This is a genomic window from Halomonas bluephagenesis, assembly GCF_054790765.1.
Genome location: NZ_CP133631.1, coordinates 2,646,421 through 2,668,672 on the forward strand (window position 1 = coordinate 2,646,421; position 22,252 = coordinate 2,668,672).

A 22,252-nucleotide genomic window follows, 5' to 3' on the forward strand; every position below is an offset into this window, starting at 1 on the left:
TTCCTGAATAACGTCGGTGCTTGGCACCCAATTAAGAGGGATCCGGCCATTGATAGCGTTCTTCGCTGCTAAACGCTTCTTGCCACTCGGAAAGGGGGCGGGAAGCGTTTGCTTCTGGCGGCGATGTTGTCGGCCGCTGAAGGAGGCTGCGAAGTACGCCAAGCTGCCGTTGGGATATGAGCTGAGCGTACACTAAAGGAACGGCACCCAATTGCCAGAAAAGCCCCATTTGTTCAGCGGATAGCGCCTTCCAAGCGGGCTCATCAATTTGATATAGCGGCGCGCTGCCTTGATAGCCTTCTGGCTGCCAAAGCGCGAGCAGCTTGGCATTGGCCAATGCATCAAGCTGCTGTGCAACTCGCTGGCAACCTGCTTCCCGCTGCTGGAGAAAAGCCAGTACTTGTTGGGGGAAGCTGGCTAGCTCGCCGTGTTGGTTAAAGAAAGGCTCGGCATCCAGGCGCGCCACCACAAAAGGTGAATGTTGGTCGATGCATAGCTTTTCAGGATATTCAGCATGCAGCCCGAAGGGGTGGCTTCGCAGGGCGGCGGGCACATACGCCGCGCGCCAGCCCCCTTGGCTATCGACGATGAGATTTTGTTCATCGCGCAGCCCCAGTAGTGCGACGGCCTGCCAGCCTGATGCTGTTTGGGTGAACCCAATTGGAAAACTAGCGGCCGCATGGCGTAATTCGGCTTCTGCTAGGCTTGCCTGGGTAATGTGCTGAGCAAAATGGTAGGCAGTAAAACGTTGCCACATCAAACCGCCGTGGCGCTTAACGTCAAGCGGCACCCAGTAGGCAGCGTGGGCCATAGGAAAACCTTTGTGGTGGTGATAACAAGGCGGCCACCATACCAAGAACACGCGCTAATCATTTACTTGAAGAGAGCCCACGCATGGCGATTAATCCAAGCACTGGGCCAGGTAGTAGCCACCATATCACCCAGGGGCCTTGGCTTACCCATAGGGCAGTGACTAGGGCAATAGACGGAATCGTTAGGCCAAAGCCAATGGCATTCATCATGGCTAGCGCCGCGCCGAGACGCTCAGGTGGGGCGGCGGCTGACGCCAGCGCGGAAAACTGCGCCGAGTCGGCAATCACGCTAATCCCCCAAATCCCTAGTAGGGTTAGCAGTAGCCAGGGTGATGTGCCGCCTAGCAGTGGATAGAGCAAACAAAGCGTGCCGGAGGTCGCTAGCGCCACAAAGGCCACTCGCGCGCTGCCCACTCGGCGGCTCCAGCGGCCAGCCCAAACGCAGCCAGGTAAGCCCAACGCAATCACCGCAAAGCTGAGCCATGGCTGAAGGCCCGGCGCTGCGCTTAGGCGTTCCAGCTCTCTAGCAACTAAAAAAGGCACCAGCGCCCACAGGGCGTATAGCTCCCAGCAGTGACCAAAGTAGCCCAGCGCCGCGGCGCGAAAGTTCTTTTGCCTGAAGGCAGCCAGTCCTGCCCATGGGCGTCCGCCGCTAGCTTTGGCGGGCAGGTGTGGCCCCACGCCTAGTTTAAAAATCATCAGTGCGGCGAGCAGTGCCAGGCCAGAGGCCAGCAACAGCGGCCACTGCCATGGCAAGTGCAGCGTTAGCCCGCGTAGTAAGTGGGGCGAGGCAATGCCCAGTGTCAGCATGCCGACCAACCAGCCCAGCGCCGCGCCTGCGTTGTTGGGTGTCCAGCTCACCACCAATTTCATACCGAGCGGATAAATACCGGCAAGACACAGTCCGACCAAAAAGCGTGCTGCTACCGCTAAGCTGACGCTCTCGGCCACACTAATAAACGCGGCATTAATCAGCGCGCCTGCTACCGCAGAGATAGCGAACAAGTGGCTGGCACGTACGCGGTCGGCAAGGCCGGTGGTGGCAATTAACAGCGTGCCGGTAATAAAACCTGCTTGCACTGCAATGGTGAGCAGCCCCAGGTCGCTTTCACTCAAGCCAACGGCCTGTTGAAGCGCAAGCCCAACGCCGTTAACGCTGAACCACAGTGAAGTGCCAAACAGCTGGGCGATGACAATCGTGGCGAGCGGGTGACGGCTAAGCACGTTCACGTCTCCATGGGAGTGGGTAGCGCGGTATAGTGTTGCTGATCAAAGTGAGCTGGGCACATGGTTTTCGATGAGTACCATTATTCCAAATCAATGGCGGCCACCATTTTTTGTAGCGCGCGGATGCGGCTGTCTACCTTGTTCTTGTAGTCTTCTGATGTGTGGTAAGTGGAGGTGTCTTTCCAACTTTCAGCGGACAGCAACTCCTGTAAAAGCCAGCCCCTGACCATGACATAGTGTCTTGAATCCAGCGCCAGCGCTTTGACTGCCTCGACCGAGGCTGGCTGCTCCGGCTGTTCCAGTGCTGCTTGAATGCTGATCACCTTACGCCCGATTTCCAGCGCATACTGATCCTGCTTGCTTAGTTCGTTAACCCCCTGAGGATCTTCTTTATTCAGGGTAAACAATGTCAGCAGGGCGGCGGTGCCGAGTATCGCTAGCAACAATGCGGTGTCTGGCTTCATTTGGCGCATCTCACCAGACCTCTGCTGCCAAAGGTAGGGCATTCAGTTCATCTCGAGCCTCGCGCCAAACGGGGTAATGTTGATCCAGTAGAGAGATAAAGCGCTCATTGTGAGTCGGCTCAATCAGGTGGGTCATTTCGTGGACGATGATATATTCCAGTAGGTCTCTGGGCTTTTTTACCAGCTCGGTATTTATTCGGATGTTGCCCGCTCGGTGGTTACAGCTACCCCATTTGGTTTTCATGCGCTGAAGATAGTAGCGGTTGACGGTGACTCCCAACTTCGATTCCCATCGCTGGATCAGTGGCGGTACTGCCTCGTGGAGCAGACGTTTGTGCCACTCATGCATGACTTGAGCGCGTTTTTCAGGGCTGCTATCGGGCCGAACCCTTAGCGTGATGCGTTTGTGGTCGAGCTTGATGTTGGGGCGGGCTTCTTTCTCTTCGACGTTCAACAAATAACGGCGGCCCCAGAGATAGTGACTCTCTCGCTTAATAAATTTTCGGGGCGTTTCCCTATCCTGCTGCTGGAGCTTGGACTGCTGACTGCGAATCCAACCTAGTTTTGAAATCGCATAGGCACGGGCCACCTCAAGACGTGTGTTGTCAGGCGCTACTAACGTCACCCGGCCTTCTGGTGGATGAACGGATAGGTGTACATTGCGCACCGCCTTGCGGGTAACGGCGATATGGATGTCGCCCAGTTCGATCGTTTCGGTCATGCGTAGCCGTGCATATTTTTGATCAGGTCAAACACCGCTTCGGTGGCGTCACTGTTGCGGTTAAGGAGCGGATAGAGCACGTTGAGCACTTGTCGCTCCTTAACCTCATCGCCCTTCCAGTGTGCGAGCACTTGCTCACGCATGGCGGCATCAAGCCGAAGTGCCAGCTGCGCCCAAGGATCCATATACTGCGGTGGCTTTTCGGCCAGTTCCTTATCATCGACCGATTCAGGTGCCAGATGGGGCAAGTTTCTGAACAGTACCACTGCTTCAGGCTTGTCTTTCAATACGCTGGGTAACTCGTTTGACGCCTGACCTGCACTCATTTTCTTGACCAACTCTTCGGCCCGCGTCAGAAACTCCTTGTAGGAGGCCGTTTCAGAGCGCCACTCCTCAATCAAGTCATTGAGCAGCGTCGACATTTCTTCGTAGAAGCGTGGGTCGGTCAACTGTTCGCGGATAATGGTTTTGCGCACATTGTTGATGATGCCTTCTGCCACCGCATTGTTCGAAAGCTTACCTTTGGCATTGAGCTTCTGGGCAATCGCATCATGAATACCAGTGTTTACAATCAGCTCCACCAGCGAGTAGGAATCCACCGCGCCCATATTGCTTGCAGGATCAGCCTGAATATAGGTGTTGATGAGATGGCGCATGTCAGCTTCAAAGGGCTTGATATCCAGCTCTTCACCGGAATGGCGTTTAATGGCGTCGCGCACTTCGCTGTAGAACGCCACTTCGTCGTTCAGCCGCTGTATGTCGCTCTCGGAATAGCCCGCTTCGTTCATGTGCTGGCTGATGTTGGCAAAAGCGCGCACAAAGCTGGTGACTGACTTGTAAAATGAAATCCGCAGCGTCTCCGTGTTGTCTAGCGCCTCGGGGTTGTAGGCCTCTCCACAGAAATAGTGGATATGCTGTTCGATATCCTTGGGGGGCGATACCGGGTCGCAGAGGTAGTGGAGTGCCTCGCGGGCAGTGTCCAGTGTCTCACGGCCTTCTTTCAGCCAATCTTTCAGTTCGATATTGTTCTCAGCCGCACCGCCGTCATCAAGGTCCAGCTCGTCCGAGCTATAGACCGCGATGGCGTTCTGCACATCACCGAACAGCTGCTTGAAATCGACAATATGGCCATAGTCCTTGTCGTCGCCATCCAGGCGGTTCGTGCGGCAGATAGCTTGGAACAGGTTGTGATCGCGCAGTTCGTTATCCAGGTAAATATAGGTGCAGGAGGGTGCGTCAAAGCCGGTGAGTAGTTTGCTTACCACGATCAACAGTTTGCAATTGGCTGGTTCTTCCTTGAAGCGGCGTTTCAATTCATTTTCGTATTGCTGGGTGGACTGGCCATCTTTCAAGACATACTGCTTGTAGGTATCAAACTTATAGCGCTCACCACTGTGTTCCGATTCGCGAGAGATGGCGTTGTGGTTGGGATCGAAGGACGTGATGATGCCGCAGTATTTACCAAAATACGTGTTGTGAAATAGTCGAAAATAATGGCAGGCATCGTAGATCGAGGCTGCCACCAGCATGGCAGTGCCTCGGTGGTTGTTTAGGCGCGGCTTGCGGCTGAAATCCTCAATGATATTGGCAATGATGCGTTCCTTACGCTCCTTGGCACTCATCAGATGTTCCAACGTCGCCCACTTGTTGCGCAAGATCGCCTTTTGATAGTTATTCAGGTTCTTGGTGGCGTGCTCAAACCAAGCATCCACTGCTTCTTGTGAAGTTAGTCGCTGGGGCACATCCCGAGCTTCATACTTCAAATCCAAAACGACTTTATCGGCTACCGCCTCGGGAAACTTATAGGTGTGAATGTAAGTGCCGAACACCTCGCGGGTAGTCTGTTTGTCTTTGCGCAGCAGGGGCGTACCGGTAAAGCCGATAAAAATGGCATCCGCCAGCCAGCGCTTCATCTGTTTGTTCAGGTGGCCACCTTGGGTGCGGTGGCACTCGTCCACGAACACATAAAAGCGCCCCTGAACCTGCGGTGGCTCGCCTTTAAAGTCAGATGGGTCAAACTTATGCACCAGGGCGCACAGTAGGCGGGGCGTGCTGGCGCTCAATTTCTCTACAAACTGGGCGCGGGAGTTAATGCGTGGGGAGGGCGCGTCTTCGCCCACCACGCCAGCGTTGCGCATGACGCCGACAATCTGCTGATCCAACTCGTCCCGGTCGGTCACCACCAGAATGCGCCCCTCTGGATCATGCTCCAGTAGCCACTTGGCCAGCAGCACCATTAGTATGCTCTTACCGCTGCCCTGGGTGTGCCAGATCACGCCGCCTTCGCGCTTGGCTACCCGGGCCTGCGCTGCCTTGATCCCGAAGTACTGGTGCGGGCGCGGTACCTTTTTCTGCCCGGCATCGAAGATCACGAAGTTGCGCATTACATCCAGCAACCGCTCCTTGCAGCAGAGCTGCGCCAGTGGCCGATCCAGCAGTGTGCCTGGGCTGATCTCCTCTGGGTGGTCTTCGTCCTTCCATTGAACAAAGAACTGCTCCGGGGTGCCGGTAGTGCCATAACGCAGGCCCTGGGAATCGCTGCCCGCCAACAGCAACTGCGAGGTGCTGAAAAACGCCTCGTTGAACAGCGGCTCTTGGTTAGTTATCAACTGACGAACGCCGTCAGCGGCCTCTACCGAGCTGCGCTTGAGTTCAATGACTGCCACCGCCAAACCGTTAAGGTAAAGCACAATATCAGGCCGCCGCTCATGCCCGCCCTTGAGGGTGACTTCCTCGGCCAACGCGAAATCGTTATTTTCGGGGTGTTCCCAGTCGATCAAGTGCACATCTTCATGGGGCTTACCCGGTGAAAGTAGCACTTTTACCGGGTAGCGCAGCAGGCTGTAGGTGCGCATATTGGCCTGGTAGAGCCCCACCCCAGTAACATCGGCGGCGGCTTCCAGCTTTTGTAGGGCCTGTGCGATATGGGCGTCCGAGTAACCTCGCGCCTGCAGGCTGGTGCGCAGCAGCGCGGGCTCTATAGCGCGGTTATTCCCCCGTTTGTTCCAGTCGCCCAGGTATTGATAGCCTAGCCCACCGTCTTTCTCAGACTGAGTAAACAGCGTTACTACGCGGTGCTGGGTTTCACTTTCTGGGCGAGGGTTTACAGCCATGAATTATCCCTTGTTGTTTTGTTGTTGAAGCCATGCTTTGCCAGCGGCCGTTAGGCGGTATTTTTGTAGGCGGCTATTAGGTTTGTCTGGGATCGTATACTCAATTAACCCCTGCTCCAGAGCCGGATCGATATAGTGCTTGCGCACATGAGTACGATCCTTGAGTTTTAGGTGTTCCCTGAGGCTAGCATTCGAGAGTTCACCTTCTTCTGCCAACAGTCCCAGCAACCTCTCCACTGGTGGAGTGACTGGTGGAGTGACTGGTGGAGTGACTGGTGGAGTGACTTGGTTGGTCACTTTCCCGGGCCACTCTGCTTCTGGCCGCCAGATCACCGTTCTGAACTGATTTCCCGCTGGGTCGTCCACTAGGTCAATTTGTGGCCAGGCTTCCAGCGCGCGAGGGATACCGCTGCCCATGCCGCGATAAGGCAGGATGTGAGAAGCATGTTCAGTGAGCGTGGGGTTGCGGCGGATGGTCTTTCCCCGGCTAATGTCGTCGGGGCTCAGGCTGTCCGGTAGGTGGCCAGGGCTGACGATCTCCACGCGGTCGGTAAAGACCATCAAGCGGACGGAGGCACTGGTGAAGTAGTCCCGGTGGATCAAGGCATTGACCAGCAGCTCTTCCAGAGCCGTTTCGGGAATTTCCAGCTCGCCTAGGGTGTTGAAGCTCCGTCCGTGCTGTACATGGTGCAGGTTGCGTTTGATAAAGGCGAAAGCACCTCGGAACTGCTCCAGTAGGGTGCCCTTGATATCTTCACTATCCAGGTAGCGGGTATCGTGAAGCGCGGTGCTGGGGAAGGCCACCGCCTTTACCTCAAAGGCGGGACGCCAACGCTGCGGATTTCGACCAAACAGCATCAGCCCCGCCAGATTCAGCTCCTGTCCATCGCCCAGCCCCAGGTTCTGTAGCAACTGCTCCCGTGTGAGGCCTGAAAACTCGCTGTTCTCGCCATAGCGACGATTAAAGTAGATGGTAAAAGCTTTGTCGTCGATATCATCGGTGGAAGTGCCCGCCACTGGCACCACATCAGCGTAAACCAGCCCGGAACGCTGGAACATGCGTTGCAGCTCTTCTCGGGAGGTCACATGCCGCTTATCAGAGCCTTGTTTCACCCAGATGCGGCCTTGATTATCGAGATACGGTTTGGCTAAGCCATCAGGCACCTCCATCGCTATCACGATGCCCTGATCCGTCTGCACATTCTCGGTAAGTGGATGCACGGGTGGGCGCACATGCTGGGAAGCGGCGTTGCCCAGCAACTGGTTCAATCGCCGAACCGCCGCACTATCCAGCCCCGCAATCGAGCCGTCATCATTAACGCCCAGAAACAGCCAGCCACCGCCACTGTTGGCAAAGGCAGCCAGTTCAGCAGCAAGGCCATCCGCGTTGGTGGCATCGCGTTTGAACTGGTGGCGGCTGTCTTCGCCGCGGGAGAGAGTGCTCAGCAGTTCGGTTTGATCCATTATTTTACTTCCAGCTTGGGGGGATATTCCTTTCCCCACGCCCTGTAAAGTGACTTAACCATTGGGCTTTACCAATCGTGTGCGACCAGTCAAAAGCTCCTGCATCATGGCTTGTTTGAGAGCGGCAGTTTTAGCTCGGCGCTGTTTCAAAGCGTCTATTTCGGTATCCATATCGGAAAGTATGGCAGCTATAGCTTTTTGCTCATCCAGGCTTTCCGGTAGGTATAAATCAAACTTATCCAACTGTTTTTTGCCGATTTCAAGAAACGTACTGCCAGCACAAAGCTGTACCAGTCGGCTTTTTTGAATTGTCATCAAGTAATAAAGAAACTCACAGTCTGCTGCTATAGGAACTAGATTTTTAAACCCTTGGTTGGTGGTCATTGGAACGGTATTGATTGCGCACTCACCAATGGTCGCTCTAGTTGTCATGATGACAGAGTTCGGAGGAATTGTTTCAGCCGAGCTGGCTTGAAGCCCCGACGGCGAAATTGTTCTCTCAGTGTTGGTAAGGTGTTTTTGGCCGCGTAGAGCCGTAATATCGGTCGGTGTGCACCAAGGTATCCCCCCATTCCAGAATCCGGGGGTTGATGTGCTTGGCGTGCCTCCACTGCGTATTTCAGCCAAATGTGCGAGTGTTTTCGCCTGCCACTCCTCCTTAAAGCCCGACAGGCGGGTTTGACCGGTGAGGAGTTGTTGCATGGTGGCTTGTTTAATGTCACGTTTTTTGGTGATCAGACCATCCAGTTCTTCCAGCAGGGCGTCCACGTCGCTTAGAGCGGTGGAGATGGCGCGTTGTTCAGATACTCTAGGCAACACAACTGGGAGTTGTCCGAGAGATGTTTTGTTAATTGATGCAAGGTTGGTTGTTTGCCTTCCAGCAATCAGAAAATACTTTCTAGCCTCATCACCAGCAGACCAGAACGCAAGGTACTCTGGATCCACTACTTTCTTTGGCCTAACCACAAATACGTGATTTTGATGTATGCAAGGCTGATATTGGCCACGCCAGATTGCACCTCGGCCCAGTTTATCCCGATCACCCCCCTCATTCATGAGGACGTCACCGGACTGCACAGAGAACCGTGCCAAATCTGACCGCGAAATGGTGATCTGGCTCATATCTGAGAGATCAAGGTATCCATCTTGAACATTCGCAACTCGTAGATAGTGAACGTGAATAGGATCTTGGACTTGGGCTGAAGAGTTCTTCGCGATACCAGAACGAATCTGTGTGATTTCACACAGCTGTTTTAATTCCCAATCCTCAGGAATCATCCCAACCTCGGTCTGCTTATACCCGGCAGGTACTGCAGGCTTAGCCGCTGTGAAGCCATACTTTGGCGATGCTTCTTGAACGTCCGTTGCTTCGCTGCTCATGCCCACTCGACCCCCATCTTTTTCAGATGCTCATCCACCTTGGCTGACAACACTTCCACCCGCTGGGTGAGTTGCGGTAGGGGGGTGGCGTAGCGCTCAGTTAGTTGGCGCACGCGAGAAGTCAGGGTTTGGGAAACACGCTCCAGTTCACCCTGCACGGCGGCTTCCAGGGCGGTGAGCCATTTGTGGTCGACGACTAGGGTTTTGATTTCGACTTCGGTGAGTTCTGGGTATTTGTCATGGGCGAGCTGGTCTAGTTCGGCGTCTTGTTCCTTGATTTGTTTTTTCAGTTCGCTTTGGCGCTTTTCCAGGTCACTCCACTGTTTGAGGACAGTGACCTCATCAGCGTAGTCGGGGTCTTTCTTGATCTCTTTCAAGCGCTTGGTGACTTCGCCCTTATTAATTTTATCCAGCTCGGCAAAAGCGCCGTCTTCGCCGCCGTGCTCTTCTTCCAGCTCGGTGATCTGGCTGGCGAGGGTGTCCAGCTCGGTTTGCAGGGCATCCAGCTCTGCCTGCTGCTCGGCAAAGTAGTGCGCAACCATGTAAGGCTTGGGCAGCAGGTCGCACGTCCAGCCTTTGTCTTTCAGCTGGCCTTTTTTCTTGCCGCTGGTGATCTCTTCCTTGATTCGGCGGGTCTTGGCCACCCAGCCGTCGGCGGCGATTTCGTAGGCATCGTCTTGCAGTGTCTCGTACCAATAGTCCATCAGATGCTGGTAAATATCGTAAGGATCCAGCAATGGCGCGTTACGGAAACTGTCGAGCAGGTCTTCGCCCACTTCTGTGATCAGTGCCTTGGGTTGGCTGTCTTCACCGAAGGCTCTCAGGCGTGGCGTGTTACGCTCGCGCCAGTCGTTGAATAGGCCGATTACCTCTTGGCGAAAGGCGGCGAACTCCTGGTGCTCCAGGATGGCGGGTTTGATGGCCGCTGCTTTTATTGCCGGGTCGGCGTAGCCTGGACGGCGGTTGGGCCGAAATAGGGTTTGGCGCAACTGCGGAAATACCTGCCAGTAGGCAGCCAAACCTTGCACCGGTGGAATGGCATGCTCGTCGCCGTCGATATCCCGTAAAGGAATGCCGCCGTTGAGGTGGGCGTGGATGTCGTGCTGGTCTTCCGGCTCGCTGGTATCGATGTAGCGCGGCAGGGTGAGGTTGAAATCGTTTTTTGGGTCGGCGATTTCATCAAAGGGCACCATGCGGGCATAACGCGGCACGGACACTTGCTTTTTGAAGGAGTCCACCATGCGGTGGATGTCCTGCTCACGCAGGCGGGTTTTATTGCCGTCTTTGATAAAGCCTTTTGAGGCATCGATCATAAAGATGCCTTTGCGAGCCTGGGCGTTCTCCTTGTCCAACACCAGGATACAGGCGGGGGTGCCGGGGCCGTAGAAGAGGTTGGCAGGAAAGCCGATGATGCCTTTGAGCATGCCGGAGCGCACCAGTTGCTTGCGGATAACTGCTTCGGCGTTGCCTCGGAAGAGTACACCATGGGGCAAAATGACCGCGCCCTTGCCGGTGCTCTTCATGGAACGAACGATGTGCAGCAAGTAAGCATAGTCGCCCTGCTTGGCGGGCGGAACGCCCCAGTTGAAGCGCTGAAACTCGTCGTCCTCCGGCGTTAAGCCGGTACTCCAAGCCTTATCGGAAAAGGGCGGATTGGCCACGACATAATCGTAGGTGCGCAGGTCTTGTCCGTTGTCACTCTTGAATTTCGGGTTGGCTAACGTATCACCCTGCAGAATGTTGGCGCTGGGAAAATTATGCAGGATCATGTTCATGCGGGCGAGACCGGCAGTGGTCACGTCCTTTTCTTGGCCTTCCAACGTGATGTATTTGCCCGCTTCAGCAGCGACTTTGAGCAATAGGGAGCCCGACCCGCATGTTGGGTCATAAGCGGTGGTGGCAGCCACGGCGGTCTTCGGGGAAATGCCAATGACCTGGGAGATGACTCGGCTCACTTCCGAGGGGGTGTAGAACTGGCCCTTGCTCTTGCCGCTTTCACTGGCAAAGTGGCGCATCAGGTATTCGTAGGCATCGCCGAGAATATCGTCGTGTTCGGCGCGATTCTTGGCAAAGTCCAGCTCCGGCTTCTGGAAAATGCCAATCAGGTTGGTCAGGCGATCAACCATCGCCTTGCCTTCGCCCAGCTTGTTGGGGTCGTTGAAATCCGGGAAGTCGCTGCGCGCCAGCCGGGAGTTGTTATCGATCAAAGGCTGAATGATCTGGGTGTTGATCTTGTCGCCAATGTCGCTTTTGCCCTTGAGCTGAATCATATCCTTGAAGCTGGCGCCCTTGGGGATGACTACCGGCGGGGCAAAGTCGTCCGAATCGGCGTACTTATCCGAAATGTACTTGATAAACAGCATAAACAGGACGTAGTCCTTGTACTGGGACGCGTCCATTCCCCCGCGCAGCTCATCGCAGGAGGCCCAGAGGGAGGAGTAAAGTTCGGATTTCTTGATGGCCATATGGGTTACTTGCTCAACCTGATTTTGATTTTGATCGTACTTTTTTACCAACTATCTCAGCCATTACCCAACTTATGTGGCACCACTTCATGACCCATTTCTTTATAGCGCTGCCAGCAGGCGCGTTTGGCGACCAGTACTTGTTGGTGCTGATTGATAATTTCGGCAATGCGGGAGTAGCGTTCCACGCCGTCGGGAATGTCAGGGTGCAAGTTCAGTAGTGCGGTCTCTTGCGTTGGCACGGGGAGTTGTTGCCAGCCTAGCGTTATCGGCACGCTGGCGGCCATGTCGCTGTCTTCCAGCGCGTGGGGTAGGTAGGCATCTTCACGGAACTGCCAAAGGGCCTCGTCGGCCTGTTCTGCCAGGGCTTTATCTTCGCAGTGCAGGTGTAATCGATAGCCTTTGCGGTGAATAGTTTCGGCTAGCTTGCAAGCAAACTGCAGACGCGCTTCCAGGGTAGTGTCAGGAAGAATATAAAAATCGATACGTGCCATCAAAGGCTCCAGCGGTTCCCGCTTTTTTCAAAACCCGTCCCTACCACCGCGGCTAGCGGTGGTAGGGAGCTAGGTTATACCAGTTGCTTTATACCAACTGATCTATACCAACCGGGTGAGCCAGCCGTATTTATCTTCACTGCGGCCATATTGTAGGTCGAGCAGCGTTTTACGGATGCGCTTGGCAATTTCGTTGTTGCCATCGCCTTGTAAACGAATACGCTCGTTTTCAGTGACCAGTTCGCCGACCGGGGTAATGACCGCTGCTGTGCCGCAGGCGAACACTTCGGTAATCTCACCAGACGCAGCGCCTTCGCGCCATTCATCGATGCTGATGGCGCGCTCTTCCGGTGTTAGGCCCGCATCTTTTGCCAGGGTAAGCACTGAGTTGCGGGTAACGCCTTCAAGGATGGTGTCGGTGAGACGGGGTGTCACTAAGCGACCATCTTTATAAACGAAGAACAGGTTCATACCGCCCAGCTCTTCAATCCACTTGTTTTCAGCGGCGTCTAAGAACGCTACCTGGCTGCAGCCATTCGCGGCGGCTTCTTTCTGAGCTGCCAGGGAGGCTGCGTAGTTCCCGCCGCACTTGGCAAAGCCGGTGCCGCCAGGGGCTGCACGCTTGTAGTGGGAAGAGAGCCAGATAGACACCGGCTCAATGCCGCCCTTGAAGTAAGCCGCCGCCGGTGAGGCAATCACGTAGTAGTCCACTTCATGGGCCGGACGTACGCCTAGGAAGGCTTCGGAAGCGATCATGAACGGACGTAGGTAGAGGCTGGACTCGTCGGCATCGCTAGAGGGCGTGGGCACCCAGGTGTGGTCTTGGGCCAGCAGCGCTTTCAGTGAACCGATGAAGTCTTCATCGGGAAGCTCCGGTAGCGCTAAACGGCGGGCACTGCGGCGAAAACGTTCGGCGTTTTTCTCTGGGCGGAACGTCCAGATAGAGCCATCGGCATGGCGATACGCTTTAATGCCTTCAAAAATTTCCTGACCGTAGTGCAGCACAGAGGCCGCTGGGTCGAGGGTGAGCGGGCCATAGGGGCGCACTTGATGGCCGTGCCAGTCGGCGTCGACTGTCCAGCGGACGTGGGCCATGTGGTCAGTGAAGTGCTTGCCAAAACCTGGGTTTTGCAGAATGTTGTCACGAATCTCATCAGCCATCGGTTGATTGGACGGCAGTATTTCAAAGTGTGATTCAAGCTGGGTATCTGAAGCTGTGGGCACGGCGTATTCTCTCCGCTATAGCCTGGCCCCGAAGGGCAAGTGTTAGTGTTTATTTGGCGTAGCGTGCGCCCTGAAAACAGTACGCACGCTAATGCCCTTAGATGTAACGTTTACGTCAACCAATGGCAACCGTTGATCGCCTGATTGTGATGTTAGCCGTCGCTATTTTCTACTTGTGCATCGGCCTCACGATCAAGCAAGTACTGGGTGAGCAGTCCTACTGGTCGGCCGGTAGCGCCTTTTTGTTTGCCGGAGTGCCAGGCGGTGCCCGCGATATCCAGATGCGCCCAGGGGAAGTGGTCGGCAAAGCGTGATAGGAAACAGGCTGCCGTAATGGTGCCTGCCGGGCGGCCACCAATATTGGCCAAGTCGGCGAAATTAGAATCTAGCTGTTCCTGATACTCATCCCATAGCGGCAGATGCCAAGCACGATCCCAAGCTGCTTCGCCAGCGTCCAGCAGGTCAAGTGCCAAGTCATCATCGTTGGAAAGCAGGCCCGTTGCATGGTGGCCAAGGCCAATAATGACAGCACCAGTGAGGGTGGCAATATCAACCACGCTGGCCGGGGTGAAACGCTCGGCGTAGGTAAGCGCATCGCACAGCACCAAGCGGCCTTCGGCATCGGTGTTGAGTACTTCAACCGTCAACCCCTTCAGGGTTTTGATAATATCGCCGGGTTTGGTGGCTGCACCGTCAGGCATGTTTTCAGCGGCGGCAACAATAAACACCACGTTTAGCTTGGGCTTAATGGCGAGTACTGCTTTTACGGTGCCGAATACGCTAGCCGCACCGCCCATGTCGAACTTCATTTCATCCATGCCTTCGCCGGGCTTCAGCGAAATACCACCGGTATCGAAGGTGATGCCTTTGCCCACTAGCACATGGGGCGCTTCTTCAGGATTTTCCGCTCCCTGGTATTTCATCACGATCAGGCGTGTCGGTTCTTGACTACCGCGTCCAACAGAAAGCAGTGAACCAGCACCCAGCGCTTCTAGCGCCTCTTCATCTAAAATTTCAACCTCAAGGGCGCCTTGGGATTCGCGGCCCAGCTGTTCGGCTTGTTCGGCTAAATAGCGAGGTGTACAGACATTGCCTGGCAAGTTACCTAGGGTTCGAGTGACGTTGATACCCTGGCCAATGGCGGTACCCAGCGCTGCTCCTTGTTTGGCCATGGGAGCTTCGTCGGCATCGCTGACAATAAGGTTCAGCTTGGCCAGGCTGGGGGCTTTTGCGGGCGATGATTTGAACTGATCAAAGCGATAAATGGCGCGCTCTGCTGCCTCCAGCGTTTTACGGGCTTTCCAGGCAGTGTCACGATCTTCAAGGGGAACATCGGTAAACGTAGCGCTAGCTTCGTCAATTGGCAGCTTGGTCAACGCTGCCATGGCGGCGTCTAAGGCTTTAATAAACGCTGCTTCCTGACATTTTTCGCGTTCGCCCAGGCCAACGAGCAATAAACGTTCAGCGCCCAGGCCCGGCGCAAAGGGGACAAGCTGCACATTGCCCAGCGTGGCATCAAAGTCGCCACGGTCTAGCAACTGGCCAATTAGCCGCTCGCTCGCGTCATCTAATTTGGCAACGGCGGGCAGTAAGTCGCTACCTTTAAAGACAGGCAAAACGAGGCAAGCCGTTTCGGCTTTGGCTGGGGTTGCGGTCTGAACGGAAAATTCCATGACGTCTCCAACAAGACAAGCATCGAGTGATTCGGGATAATGCCCCGTTACTTAGGTTTTTTGATAACAGGTTTTTGATAACAGTTTGATTAGTGTACCCAAGCCATGGGCGCATTGCATTGCAACCTGCGCTACTAGCCGGAGAGTGCGTTGATTTTATTTCGGTACTTAACTCGCGAAGTATTACTGACGATGTCAGCGGTGGCTGGAATTTTGCTGCTGGTCATCATGGGCAGCCGTTTTATTCGCTATTTCTCTGATGCGGCAGAGGGCGACATTCCTGTCACCATTTTAGGCAGCCTCATGGTTTTTCACCTGCCTGGATTTATGGAGCTGATCCTACCGCTATCTTTTTTCCTGGGGATATTGCTGGCCTATGGTCAGCTTTATATGAACAGTGAAATTACCGTGATGGTGGCTTGTGGTATGAGCCCTATGCGTCTGTTGCGAGTAACGCTGTTACCTGCTTCGGTCGTGGCGGTGCTGGTGGGGCTTTGTAGTTTGTGGCTAACGCCTGCGGGTGCGCTACAAACTGAGGCCGCGCTTGAAGAGCAACGCAGCCGACTAGATGTGTCAGTACTGGCGCCAGGGCGATTCCAAGATTTCGGTGGAGGGCGTACCGCTTACATCAGCGATTTCAGTAGTGATGGCACCGAAATGCAGGAAGTGCTGGTTCATGAGCAGCCCGTTTCTGGGGCGGAAAAGACCCATAGCTACGTGACCCGGGCAGGTTCTGGTTATCAAGAAACCAGCATGGAAACCGGCAGCCGTTTTCTAGTGCTGGAGGATGGCGAGCGGTATGGCGTGACGCCAGGCAGGCAAGTGGCCGAGCGGCTAACGTTTGAGCGTTACACGCTGCGCCTGGGTTTGAGCCGGAATCGACAAGAGCTGGATTCATTAGAGTACGCGACCACCACTGAACTATGGAACGACCCCAGTCCTCGTGCCCAAGCTCAGTTTCAGTGGCGAGCGGGGTTGCCGCTAATGGTGTTTGTTTTGGCATTACTGGCCCAGCCGCTTTCCAGAGTAAACCCTCGTCAAGGGCGGTTTGCCAAACTGCTGCCTGCCGTCTTTCTTTATGTGGCCTATTTAAGCCTGCTGCTGGCGGCGGTAGATGCCATTGGTAGCGGCTCGCTAGCGGTTGCTATTGGTGTTTGGCCAGTACACGGGCTGTTCCTGGCGCTGGGCTGCTTACTGCTATGGCACTCGCAACGTAAAGGAATGCGCTAATGAAGGGGCTCACACATGCTTGCTGATCGTCTTGATCGTTATATTGCCCGCAACGTATTAGCGGCCATCATTGTTGTTCAGTTCGTCTTACTTGGCTTGGATATCACCATTGCCTATATCGGTGATTTAGGTGACACCCAAGGTAACTATACCGCGTTAGATGTGCTGCTTTATTTGGGGATGCGCCTGCCCTGGCGTTTTTATCAATATGCCCCGGTGGCGGTGTTAATTGGCGCGCTGATTGGCTTGGGGAGTATGGCTTCCAGCAACGAATTAACCGTAATGCGTGCCGCTGGTCGTTCGCTTGCGCGGATTCTCTGGGGCGTCATGAAGCCGGTGTTGTTAGTGGTAGTAGTGGTACTGCTGGTCGCCGAATTTGTATCTCCCCGCACTGAGCAATTTGCCGAGGCATGGCGTTTAGAGCAGCGCCAGGGTGAAGGAGCGCTACTACCCAGCCGCAGTGGCTGGCAGTTCGAAGGAGAAAGTGTCTATCGCTTTGGCGCTATTCGTGCGGATAACGTGGTGCTGGATTTAACGCGCTATCGTTTTGATGAGCGTCGATTGATTGAGGCCACCCATGCTAATCGTGCCCATTGGGAAGAGGGCGCATGGCAGCTTGAAGGCGTTACCACTACGCGTATTTTTGATGATCATACTGAATCGGCATATCAGGAGCGTGCAGGTTGGGAGACAGCGTTGACGCCTACCCAATTGGAGCGCCTGCTGCGCGATATTGAGAGTCAGGCACCCAGTGAGCTGTGGGCGTACGCCAACTTTTTGCAAAGCCAAAACCTCCAAGCTGATCAACCGTTGCTCTACTTCTGGCAAAAAGTACTGATGCCGCTAACGATGGGATCGCTGGTATTAATCGCCGCTTCCTTTGTGTTTGGCCCATTGCGCACGGTAGCGGCGGGTACGCGAGTGTTTTATGGCGTGGTAACAGGTCTTGTTTTTAAGTATGTACAAGACCTGCTGGCGCCTGCGTCAACCATTTTTGGTTTTTCGCCTGTGTGGGCAGTGTTGGTACCAACCCTTGCCTGCGCGGCGGTGGGTATTTATTTCTTACGCCGCAACGGTTAGTTGGGGCTGCGATAGGTGAAAGAGAATGAGCAAGGTGACGAACACCCGACGCTTTACCCAATTAGATAGTGTCTGGCCTGCTGGTTTAAGCCGCCGTTTGGGCGCGATGCTGTATGACGGTTTTCTGGTGACGGCCATTTGGATCACGGTAACGGTGGCTCATCTGGCATTTTTTCGGTTTTTGCTGGGGCAACAGGCAGATGAGATAGGCACAACCTCGTTCGATATCTGGAGCCTTAGATTGATGCTGTTGTTTTTTGTCACGCTGTTCTTTGTCTACTCTTGGCGGCGCGGCGGCATGACGCTAGGCATGCAGGCGTGGCGGCTGAGGGTGCAAACTGTCGATGGTCATGCGATTACGCTTAAGCAAAGCCTAATTCGCTGCGTGACAGCCTGGCTTTCCCTCGCCGCATTTGGCATTGGTTACTGGTGGGTCTTATTTGATCGGCAGCGGAGAAGCTGGCCGGATATCGCTTCTAATACGCAAACGGTGGTGCTACCGAAAAAATAATTTCATCGCCTTTTTTGCTAAAAATATTGTTATGACAAGACGTTAACATATGGCTCATTTTTATTAAGACGAATGGCTACCAAAAAGCATCCATTTCTACTTGAAAAGATGTATGCGAATCATTTACATTCATCTCATGATCTTTATGAGGTGTCGCCATGTACGTTTGCGTGTGCAAGGGAGTAACCGACCATCAGATTCGCCAGCACGTTAGCGACGGAGCGCGCAGCTGGCGAGAAGTACGCGAAGCCACAGGTTGTGCAACCCAGTGTGGCAAATGCGCCTGTTTTGCTAAATCGCTTACCCGTGAAGCGGTTCAGGAGGCTCGTTGCGAAGCGAATATGGGGCTTGCCTACGCTGTGTGACGCGAATCACTATTGTTAGGGTTATCGTTAGCAAATATATGATTTTTTTGAGTTTTTAGTCACTTGCTATATACTCCCAACATCGTTGGGAGTAAGCCTTTTTATGGCCTATACTCTCTAGTTAGCGTAGTAATTGCACACTAAGAAAGGTGACGTCATGAAAGGTGATCCCAAGGTCATTCAGCATCTCAATATCGCCCTCGGTAACGAACTGGTAGCGATCAACCAGTATTTCTTGCATGCCAAAATGTACAAAGACTGGGGCTTTAAAGAGCTTGCCAAGTGGGAATACGATGAGTCTATTGAGGAGATGCAGCACGCCGATAAACTCATCGAACGTATTCTATTCCTTGAAGGCATTCCTAACCTTCAGGATCTAGGCAAGCTACATATTGGCGAAAACGTCAAAGAAATGCTCGAAAGCGATCTAAAAATTGAGCACGACGGCCGCAACGACTACATCGAAGCGATTACCTATTGTGAAAGCGTTAAAGATTACGTGACTCGTGATCTACTGCGCGACCTGCTTGCCGATGAAGAAAGCCATATCGACCATATCGAAACGCAGCTTGGTCTGATCGATAAAGTGGGTATCCAGAACTACCTGCAAAAACATATGCAGTTGGCGACTGACGAAGAGTAACACCGCTTAACTGGATTAAAGCAAAACGGGCAGCCAAATGGCTGCCCGTTTTGTTTGGGGCTGTTTACGTCTTCTATTTTTGCGCTTGATGATCTTAGCGAGGTAGCTTGCGCAAGCCCACAATACTTGAAAGTGACCCCGCCAGTACCGATAGCAAAATCAGTGCTAGCGCAGGAATCAGCACTGCCCAGGGGGCTCGCTCAATATAGGGCATGCCTTCGGCAAGGATCAGCCCCCACTCCGGCGAAGGCGGGCGGGGGCCCAGGCCGAGAAAGCCAAGTGCCGCCAAGGCCAGCGCCACGCCGGGTAGGCGCAGCATGGCGTGGCGAAACACGGGGCCAAGCACCGCCGGCAAGATGTAGCGGCTCATTAAGCGGAAATGCCCCACGCCTAGCATCGGCGTAATGCGAACGTGGGGCTGGGCTTTCACTTCCGCCACCAGTGCCGCTGTGTGCGCTGCAAGCGGAGCCCAAGCTACGGCTGTTACCGCAATGATCGCGCCGCTAGCACTTGGCCCTATTAGCCCCGCGACAATCAACCCCGCAATGGTGGGTGGCGTTGCCTTGGTGATTTCAATAGGGCCAGTGGCTAGCTTGGGAGCTAGTCCAATCAGTAGCCCTATGACTAGCGAAAAGAATACGACGACTGTTGCCATGCCCATGGTGGACAGCGCACCGTGAGCCACCCGTGCCAAAATATCGCGCCCAGTGCCGTCGGCACCTAGTGGTAGCGCAAGGCTTGGTGACTCTAGACGCATAAACGCAGAGCTAAACGGGTCGCGACCAATCCCTGCAGCGATTAGCACAAATAGCAGCAACATCGCGATGACGGGTACGATCCATGCCCTGCGTTGAATACGCTGTTCGCTATGCGCTACGGGTAGAGCCCCGAGCTGAAAGGCACGGCCTAGTAACAGTACGCGACCAATATTGGCCAGGCTGCCTAATATAATGGCGATAATCAGCAGAATCAGAATGCCAGTTTGCAGGGCCGGTAGGTCCTGGGCAGATGCTGCACCAAGCGTTGCTCGGCCCAGACCTGGAATGGAGAACACCTGTTCGACGGCAATGGCTCCTCCCGTCAGGCCCACCATCACCATGCCGACCTGAGGCATAAGGCTCGGTAAGGTGCGTCGCAGTGCGGCTATGATAATGCGGCTGCTTGAGAAGCCCGCTACGTTCCAGGTAGCGACCCAGCGCTCGCTGAAGGTGGCCGCAAGGCCATCGCTAAACAAGCGCCCCAATAATCCGCCCGCCGGAAGGCCCAGCGCAAAGGCGGGCAATATGGCATAGCTAAAACCTCGCCAGCCGTAAGGCGGCAGCCAATTAAGCCATGCCGCAAACACGACTAGCAGTATTGAGGCGAGTAGGAACTCAGGCAGGGCCGTCAATGCTGCGCCAATCGCGCCGGAAGAGCGGCTGACCTGACCTCTCAAACCACGCCGTACTACGGGTAGGCAGATAAGCGTAGCGGTAATTATCGCTACCAGCATGCCAAAGGTCATTAGTGTAAGTGATACCTGGGCGCTTTTTAACATACCTGGTAGCACGGGTGCGCCGGAGATCCAGGAATTGCCTGCATCGCCATGCAGCAGGCCCATCAGCCAGCTCTGTAGCTTTTCGAAGGGGCCAAGATCAAGGCCTAACTGAGCACGAATGGCTGCTAAGGCTTCGGGCGTGGCTTCCTGCTCAGCAGAGCGCGCTCGCAAAATGCTCAGCGCTGGATCTCTGCCGGATAACCATGGCAGTAGCCCTACCAGCACCACCACACCGGCTAACGTTAGCAAACGTGAGAGCAGCGGAATAAAGGCCGTGATGCGCAAGCTGCGCCATAGGCGCAGCGGTATTGCGGTTGTCATACGGGGCGCACCCTTAGGAGTCACTGTCGGCGACAATGGTGGTCTCTTCAGTAATTAGCATGCGCTCGCGGGGGTCGCGCTCGGCGTTAGAGACCCGCGCCGACTCGCCCTGAATAACGCGTTCGTGGAGCATCGGAATAGCCGCATCGGTGCGTAAAATAGCTGCTTCCGCCTCGCTAATTGCCTGACGGCGCTCATCTCCGGTGGGCAGTATGGCGGCATTGGCCAGCGCTTCATCGACGGCGGGGTCACACAGCTGAGCGATGTTGAAAGAGCCCGCACAAGCGAAATCGCTAAACATATAGGCCACCGGGTCGCCGGAGTCGAGGACGGTGGCACGCGAAAGAATAAAGGCGTCAAATTCACCGGCTAAGGCGTCTGCCTCTATATGCGCGTATTCGCGCACTTCTTGGTTCACGTTAAAGCCTGCACGGGTCAACTGCTGTTCAAGCAGTACGGCCACTTCGGGCAGCTCGGCGCGGTCGGTGAAGGTTGCTAGGGTGATTTCAGTGCCGTTTGGCTCAGTGGGTAAGGTGCGATCTTCAAGCGGGGTGCGGTAGTTGCTTGCCCACGCTAGCGCCGGGCCGAGCAACCCTTCGGCGATATCCGCGCGCCCTTCGTAAACGGTATTCACAATAGCGGAGCGGTCTACCGCTTCGCGGACGGCTGCGCGAAGGCCGGGGTCGGTCATTGGGCCTGATTCGGTATTCAGGTAAAGCGTATTGGTGCGTGGCATGGGCACTTCGTGGACTAACTCAGGGTCAAGCAGCGCCACCTGGGAGACTGGAATTGCTTCAACCACATCTGCCGCGCCGGTTCTCAAGGCTGCCGCTCGAGCGGTGCCGTCGGGGACATAATCAGCATCAATACCGGCCACTTTGGCGGGCTCGCCCCAGTAGTCATCAAAGCGGTCTAGATGTGCGCTGGTAGTGCCGTTGATCTCTGTTAATACGAACGGGCCGGTACCCGCTTTGATGGGGTTAACCCGGCCATCTTCGCCATAGGCGCTGGCGGCCAGAATCGCTAGTTGCGGGCTTGAAAGGCGGTTGGGAATCAGCGGGTCATCGGTTTCTGTGCGCACAACCACCGCGTTATCACCATCGTCTTCGATGGTCATGTTCACGCCGTCTAAAATGCGTGGCTTGGGGGCGGCTTTGGTGGCCGCAGTAAGAGCGTTCACTACGTCGTTAGCTGTCAGGGTTGTGCCATCATGAAAGGTGACTCCATCGCGAATCACAAACCGCCATGTGTTGGCATCGAGCTGCTCCCACTCGGTGGCCAGAAATGGCTGTGGGTCGCTGCTGTCATCCAGTCGAATCAGGGTTTCTGCTGCGCTCCAGCGCGACAGTTTGAAAGCATCGTCGGAAAGGGGGGTTAATCCCGAGCGAGGTGGTTGCAGCATGGCCAGGCTGATCCGCTCACCAGCTTCTGATGAGGCGGGGTCGCGCTGTTCATCGAAACAGCCAGCAAGCAGTAGGGGGGCAGCAAGGGCAATAGGCAGAGAAAGGCGCAGCGGGCGGCGTAGCAT

At 55.0% G+C, this 22,252-nt stretch carries 18 protein-coding genes; 5 read left to right on the plus strand and 13 right to left on the minus strand.

Going from position 1 to position 22,252, the window contains the following annotated elements; translation table 11 throughout:
* Positions 1–31: 31 nt before the first annotated feature.
* From REH51_RS11915 to REH51_RS11965, 11 genes are all read right to left on the minus strand, one after another.
* Entirely contained in the window at positions 32–811 is a 780-nt protein-coding gene (locus tag REH51_RS11915) for a SapC family protein (RefSeq protein WP_009724198.1), read from the minus strand.
* A 58-nt stretch (positions 812–869) separates the two neighbouring features.
* Complete coding sequence (locus REH51_RS11920; protein WP_009724199.1) at positions 870–2,036, minus strand: MFS transporter; 1,167 nt, start codon at positions 2,034–2,036, stop codon at positions 870–872.
* Between the two features lie 83 nt (positions 2,037–2,119).
* A complete protein-coding gene (locus REH51_RS11925; protein WP_009724200.1) occupies positions 2,120–2,512 on the minus strand; it encodes a hypothetical protein in 393 nt (130 codons plus the stop codon).
* 1 nt (position 2,513) lies between these two features.
* Entirely contained in the window at positions 2,514–3,224 is a 711-nt protein-coding gene (locus REH51_RS11930) for a M48 family metallopeptidase (protein WP_009724201.1), read from the minus strand.
* Positions 3,221–6,337 carry a type I restriction endonuclease subunit R gene (locus REH51_RS11935; RefSeq protein ID WP_009724202.1) on the minus strand — a complete coding sequence of 1,039 codons (3,117 nt, stop codon included), beginning with the start codon at positions 6,335–6,337 and terminating at the stop codon, positions 3,221–3,223. The genes REH51_RS11930 and REH51_RS11935 overlap by 4 nt, the downstream gene beginning before the upstream one ends.
* Before the next feature lie 3 nt (positions 6,338–6,340).
* Positions 6,341–7,801, minus strand: a complete 1,461-nt coding sequence (locus tag REH51_RS11940) for an RNA/DNA-binding domain-containing protein (protein WP_009724203.1) — start codon at positions 7,799–7,801, stop codon at positions 6,341–6,343.
* A 54-nt stretch (positions 7,802–7,855) separates the two neighbouring features.
* Entirely contained in the window at positions 7,856–9,181 is a 1,326-nt protein-coding gene (locus REH51_RS11945; RefSeq protein WP_498935843.1) for a restriction endonuclease subunit S, read from the minus strand.
* On the minus strand, positions 9,178–11,646 hold the full coding sequence (locus tag REH51_RS11950) for a type I restriction-modification system subunit M (protein WP_498935845.1): 2,469 nt from the start codon (positions 11,644–11,646) through the stop codon (positions 9,178–9,180). Before REH51_RS11950 ends, REH51_RS11945 begins: the two co-directional genes overlap by 4 nt.
* Before the next feature lie 56 nt (positions 11,647–11,702).
* On the minus strand, positions 11,703–12,140 hold the full coding sequence (locus REH51_RS11955) for a DNA polymerase III subunit chi (protein ID WP_009724207.1): 438 nt from the start codon (positions 12,138–12,140) through the stop codon (positions 11,703–11,705).
* A 102-nt stretch (positions 12,141–12,242) separates the two neighbouring features.
* Positions 12,243–13,364, minus strand: coding sequence for a branched-chain amino acid aminotransferase (locus tag REH51_RS11960; protein WP_498935847.1), 1,122 nt, complete (start codon positions 13,362–13,364; stop codon positions 12,243–12,245).
* A gap of 152 nt (positions 13,365–13,516) precedes the next feature.
* Positions 13,517–15,037, minus strand: coding sequence for a leucyl aminopeptidase (locus REH51_RS11965; protein ID WP_498935849.1), 1,521 nt, complete (start codon positions 15,035–15,037; stop codon positions 13,517–13,519).
* Between the two features lie 150 nt (positions 15,038–15,187).
* On the opposite strand from REH51_RS11965, the gene lptF reads away from it, so the two are divergent.
* The 5 genes from lptF (at position 15,188) to bfr (ending at position 18,866) form a co-directional block, all read left to right on the plus strand.
* Positions 15,188–16,267 (plus strand): LPS export ABC transporter permease LptF, encoded by a 1,080-nt coding sequence (gene lptF / locus REH51_RS11970; protein WP_083817078.1) that lies wholly within the window; start codon positions 15,188–15,190, stop codon positions 16,265–16,267.
* 15 nt (positions 16,268–16,282) lie between these two features.
* Positions 16,283–17,347 carry an LPS export ABC transporter permease LptG gene (lptG, locus tag REH51_RS11975; protein ID WP_498935851.1) on the plus strand — a complete coding sequence of 355 codons (1,065 nt, stop codon included), beginning with the start codon at positions 16,283–16,285 and terminating at the stop codon, positions 17,345–17,347.
* Between the two features lie 25 nt (positions 17,348–17,372).
* Entirely contained in the window at positions 17,373–17,858 is a 486-nt protein-coding gene (locus tag REH51_RS11980; RefSeq protein WP_009724212.1) for an RDD family protein, read from the plus strand.
* A 158-nt stretch (positions 17,859–18,016) separates the two neighbouring features.
* A complete protein-coding gene (locus tag REH51_RS11985) occupies positions 18,017–18,223 on the plus strand; it encodes a (2Fe-2S)-binding protein (RefSeq protein WP_009724213.1) in 207 nt (68 codons plus the stop codon).
* Positions 18,224–18,380: 157 nt separating this feature from the next.
* Complete coding sequence (gene bfr, locus REH51_RS11990; RefSeq protein WP_009724215.1) at positions 18,381–18,866, plus strand: bacterioferritin; 486 nt, start codon at positions 18,381–18,383, stop codon at positions 18,864–18,866.
* A 94-nt stretch (positions 18,867–18,960) separates the two neighbouring features.
* On the opposite strand, the gene REH51_RS11995 is transcribed toward bfr, so the two are convergent.
* Positions 18,961–20,724, minus strand: coding sequence for an ABC transporter permease subunit (locus tag REH51_RS11995; RefSeq protein WP_498935853.1), 1,764 nt, complete (start codon positions 20,722–20,724; stop codon positions 18,961–18,963).
* A gap of 13 nt (positions 20,725–20,737) precedes the next feature.
* A complete protein-coding gene (locus REH51_RS12000; protein ID WP_498935855.1) occupies positions 20,738–22,252 on the minus strand; it encodes an ABC transporter substrate-binding protein in 1,515 nt (504 codons plus the stop codon).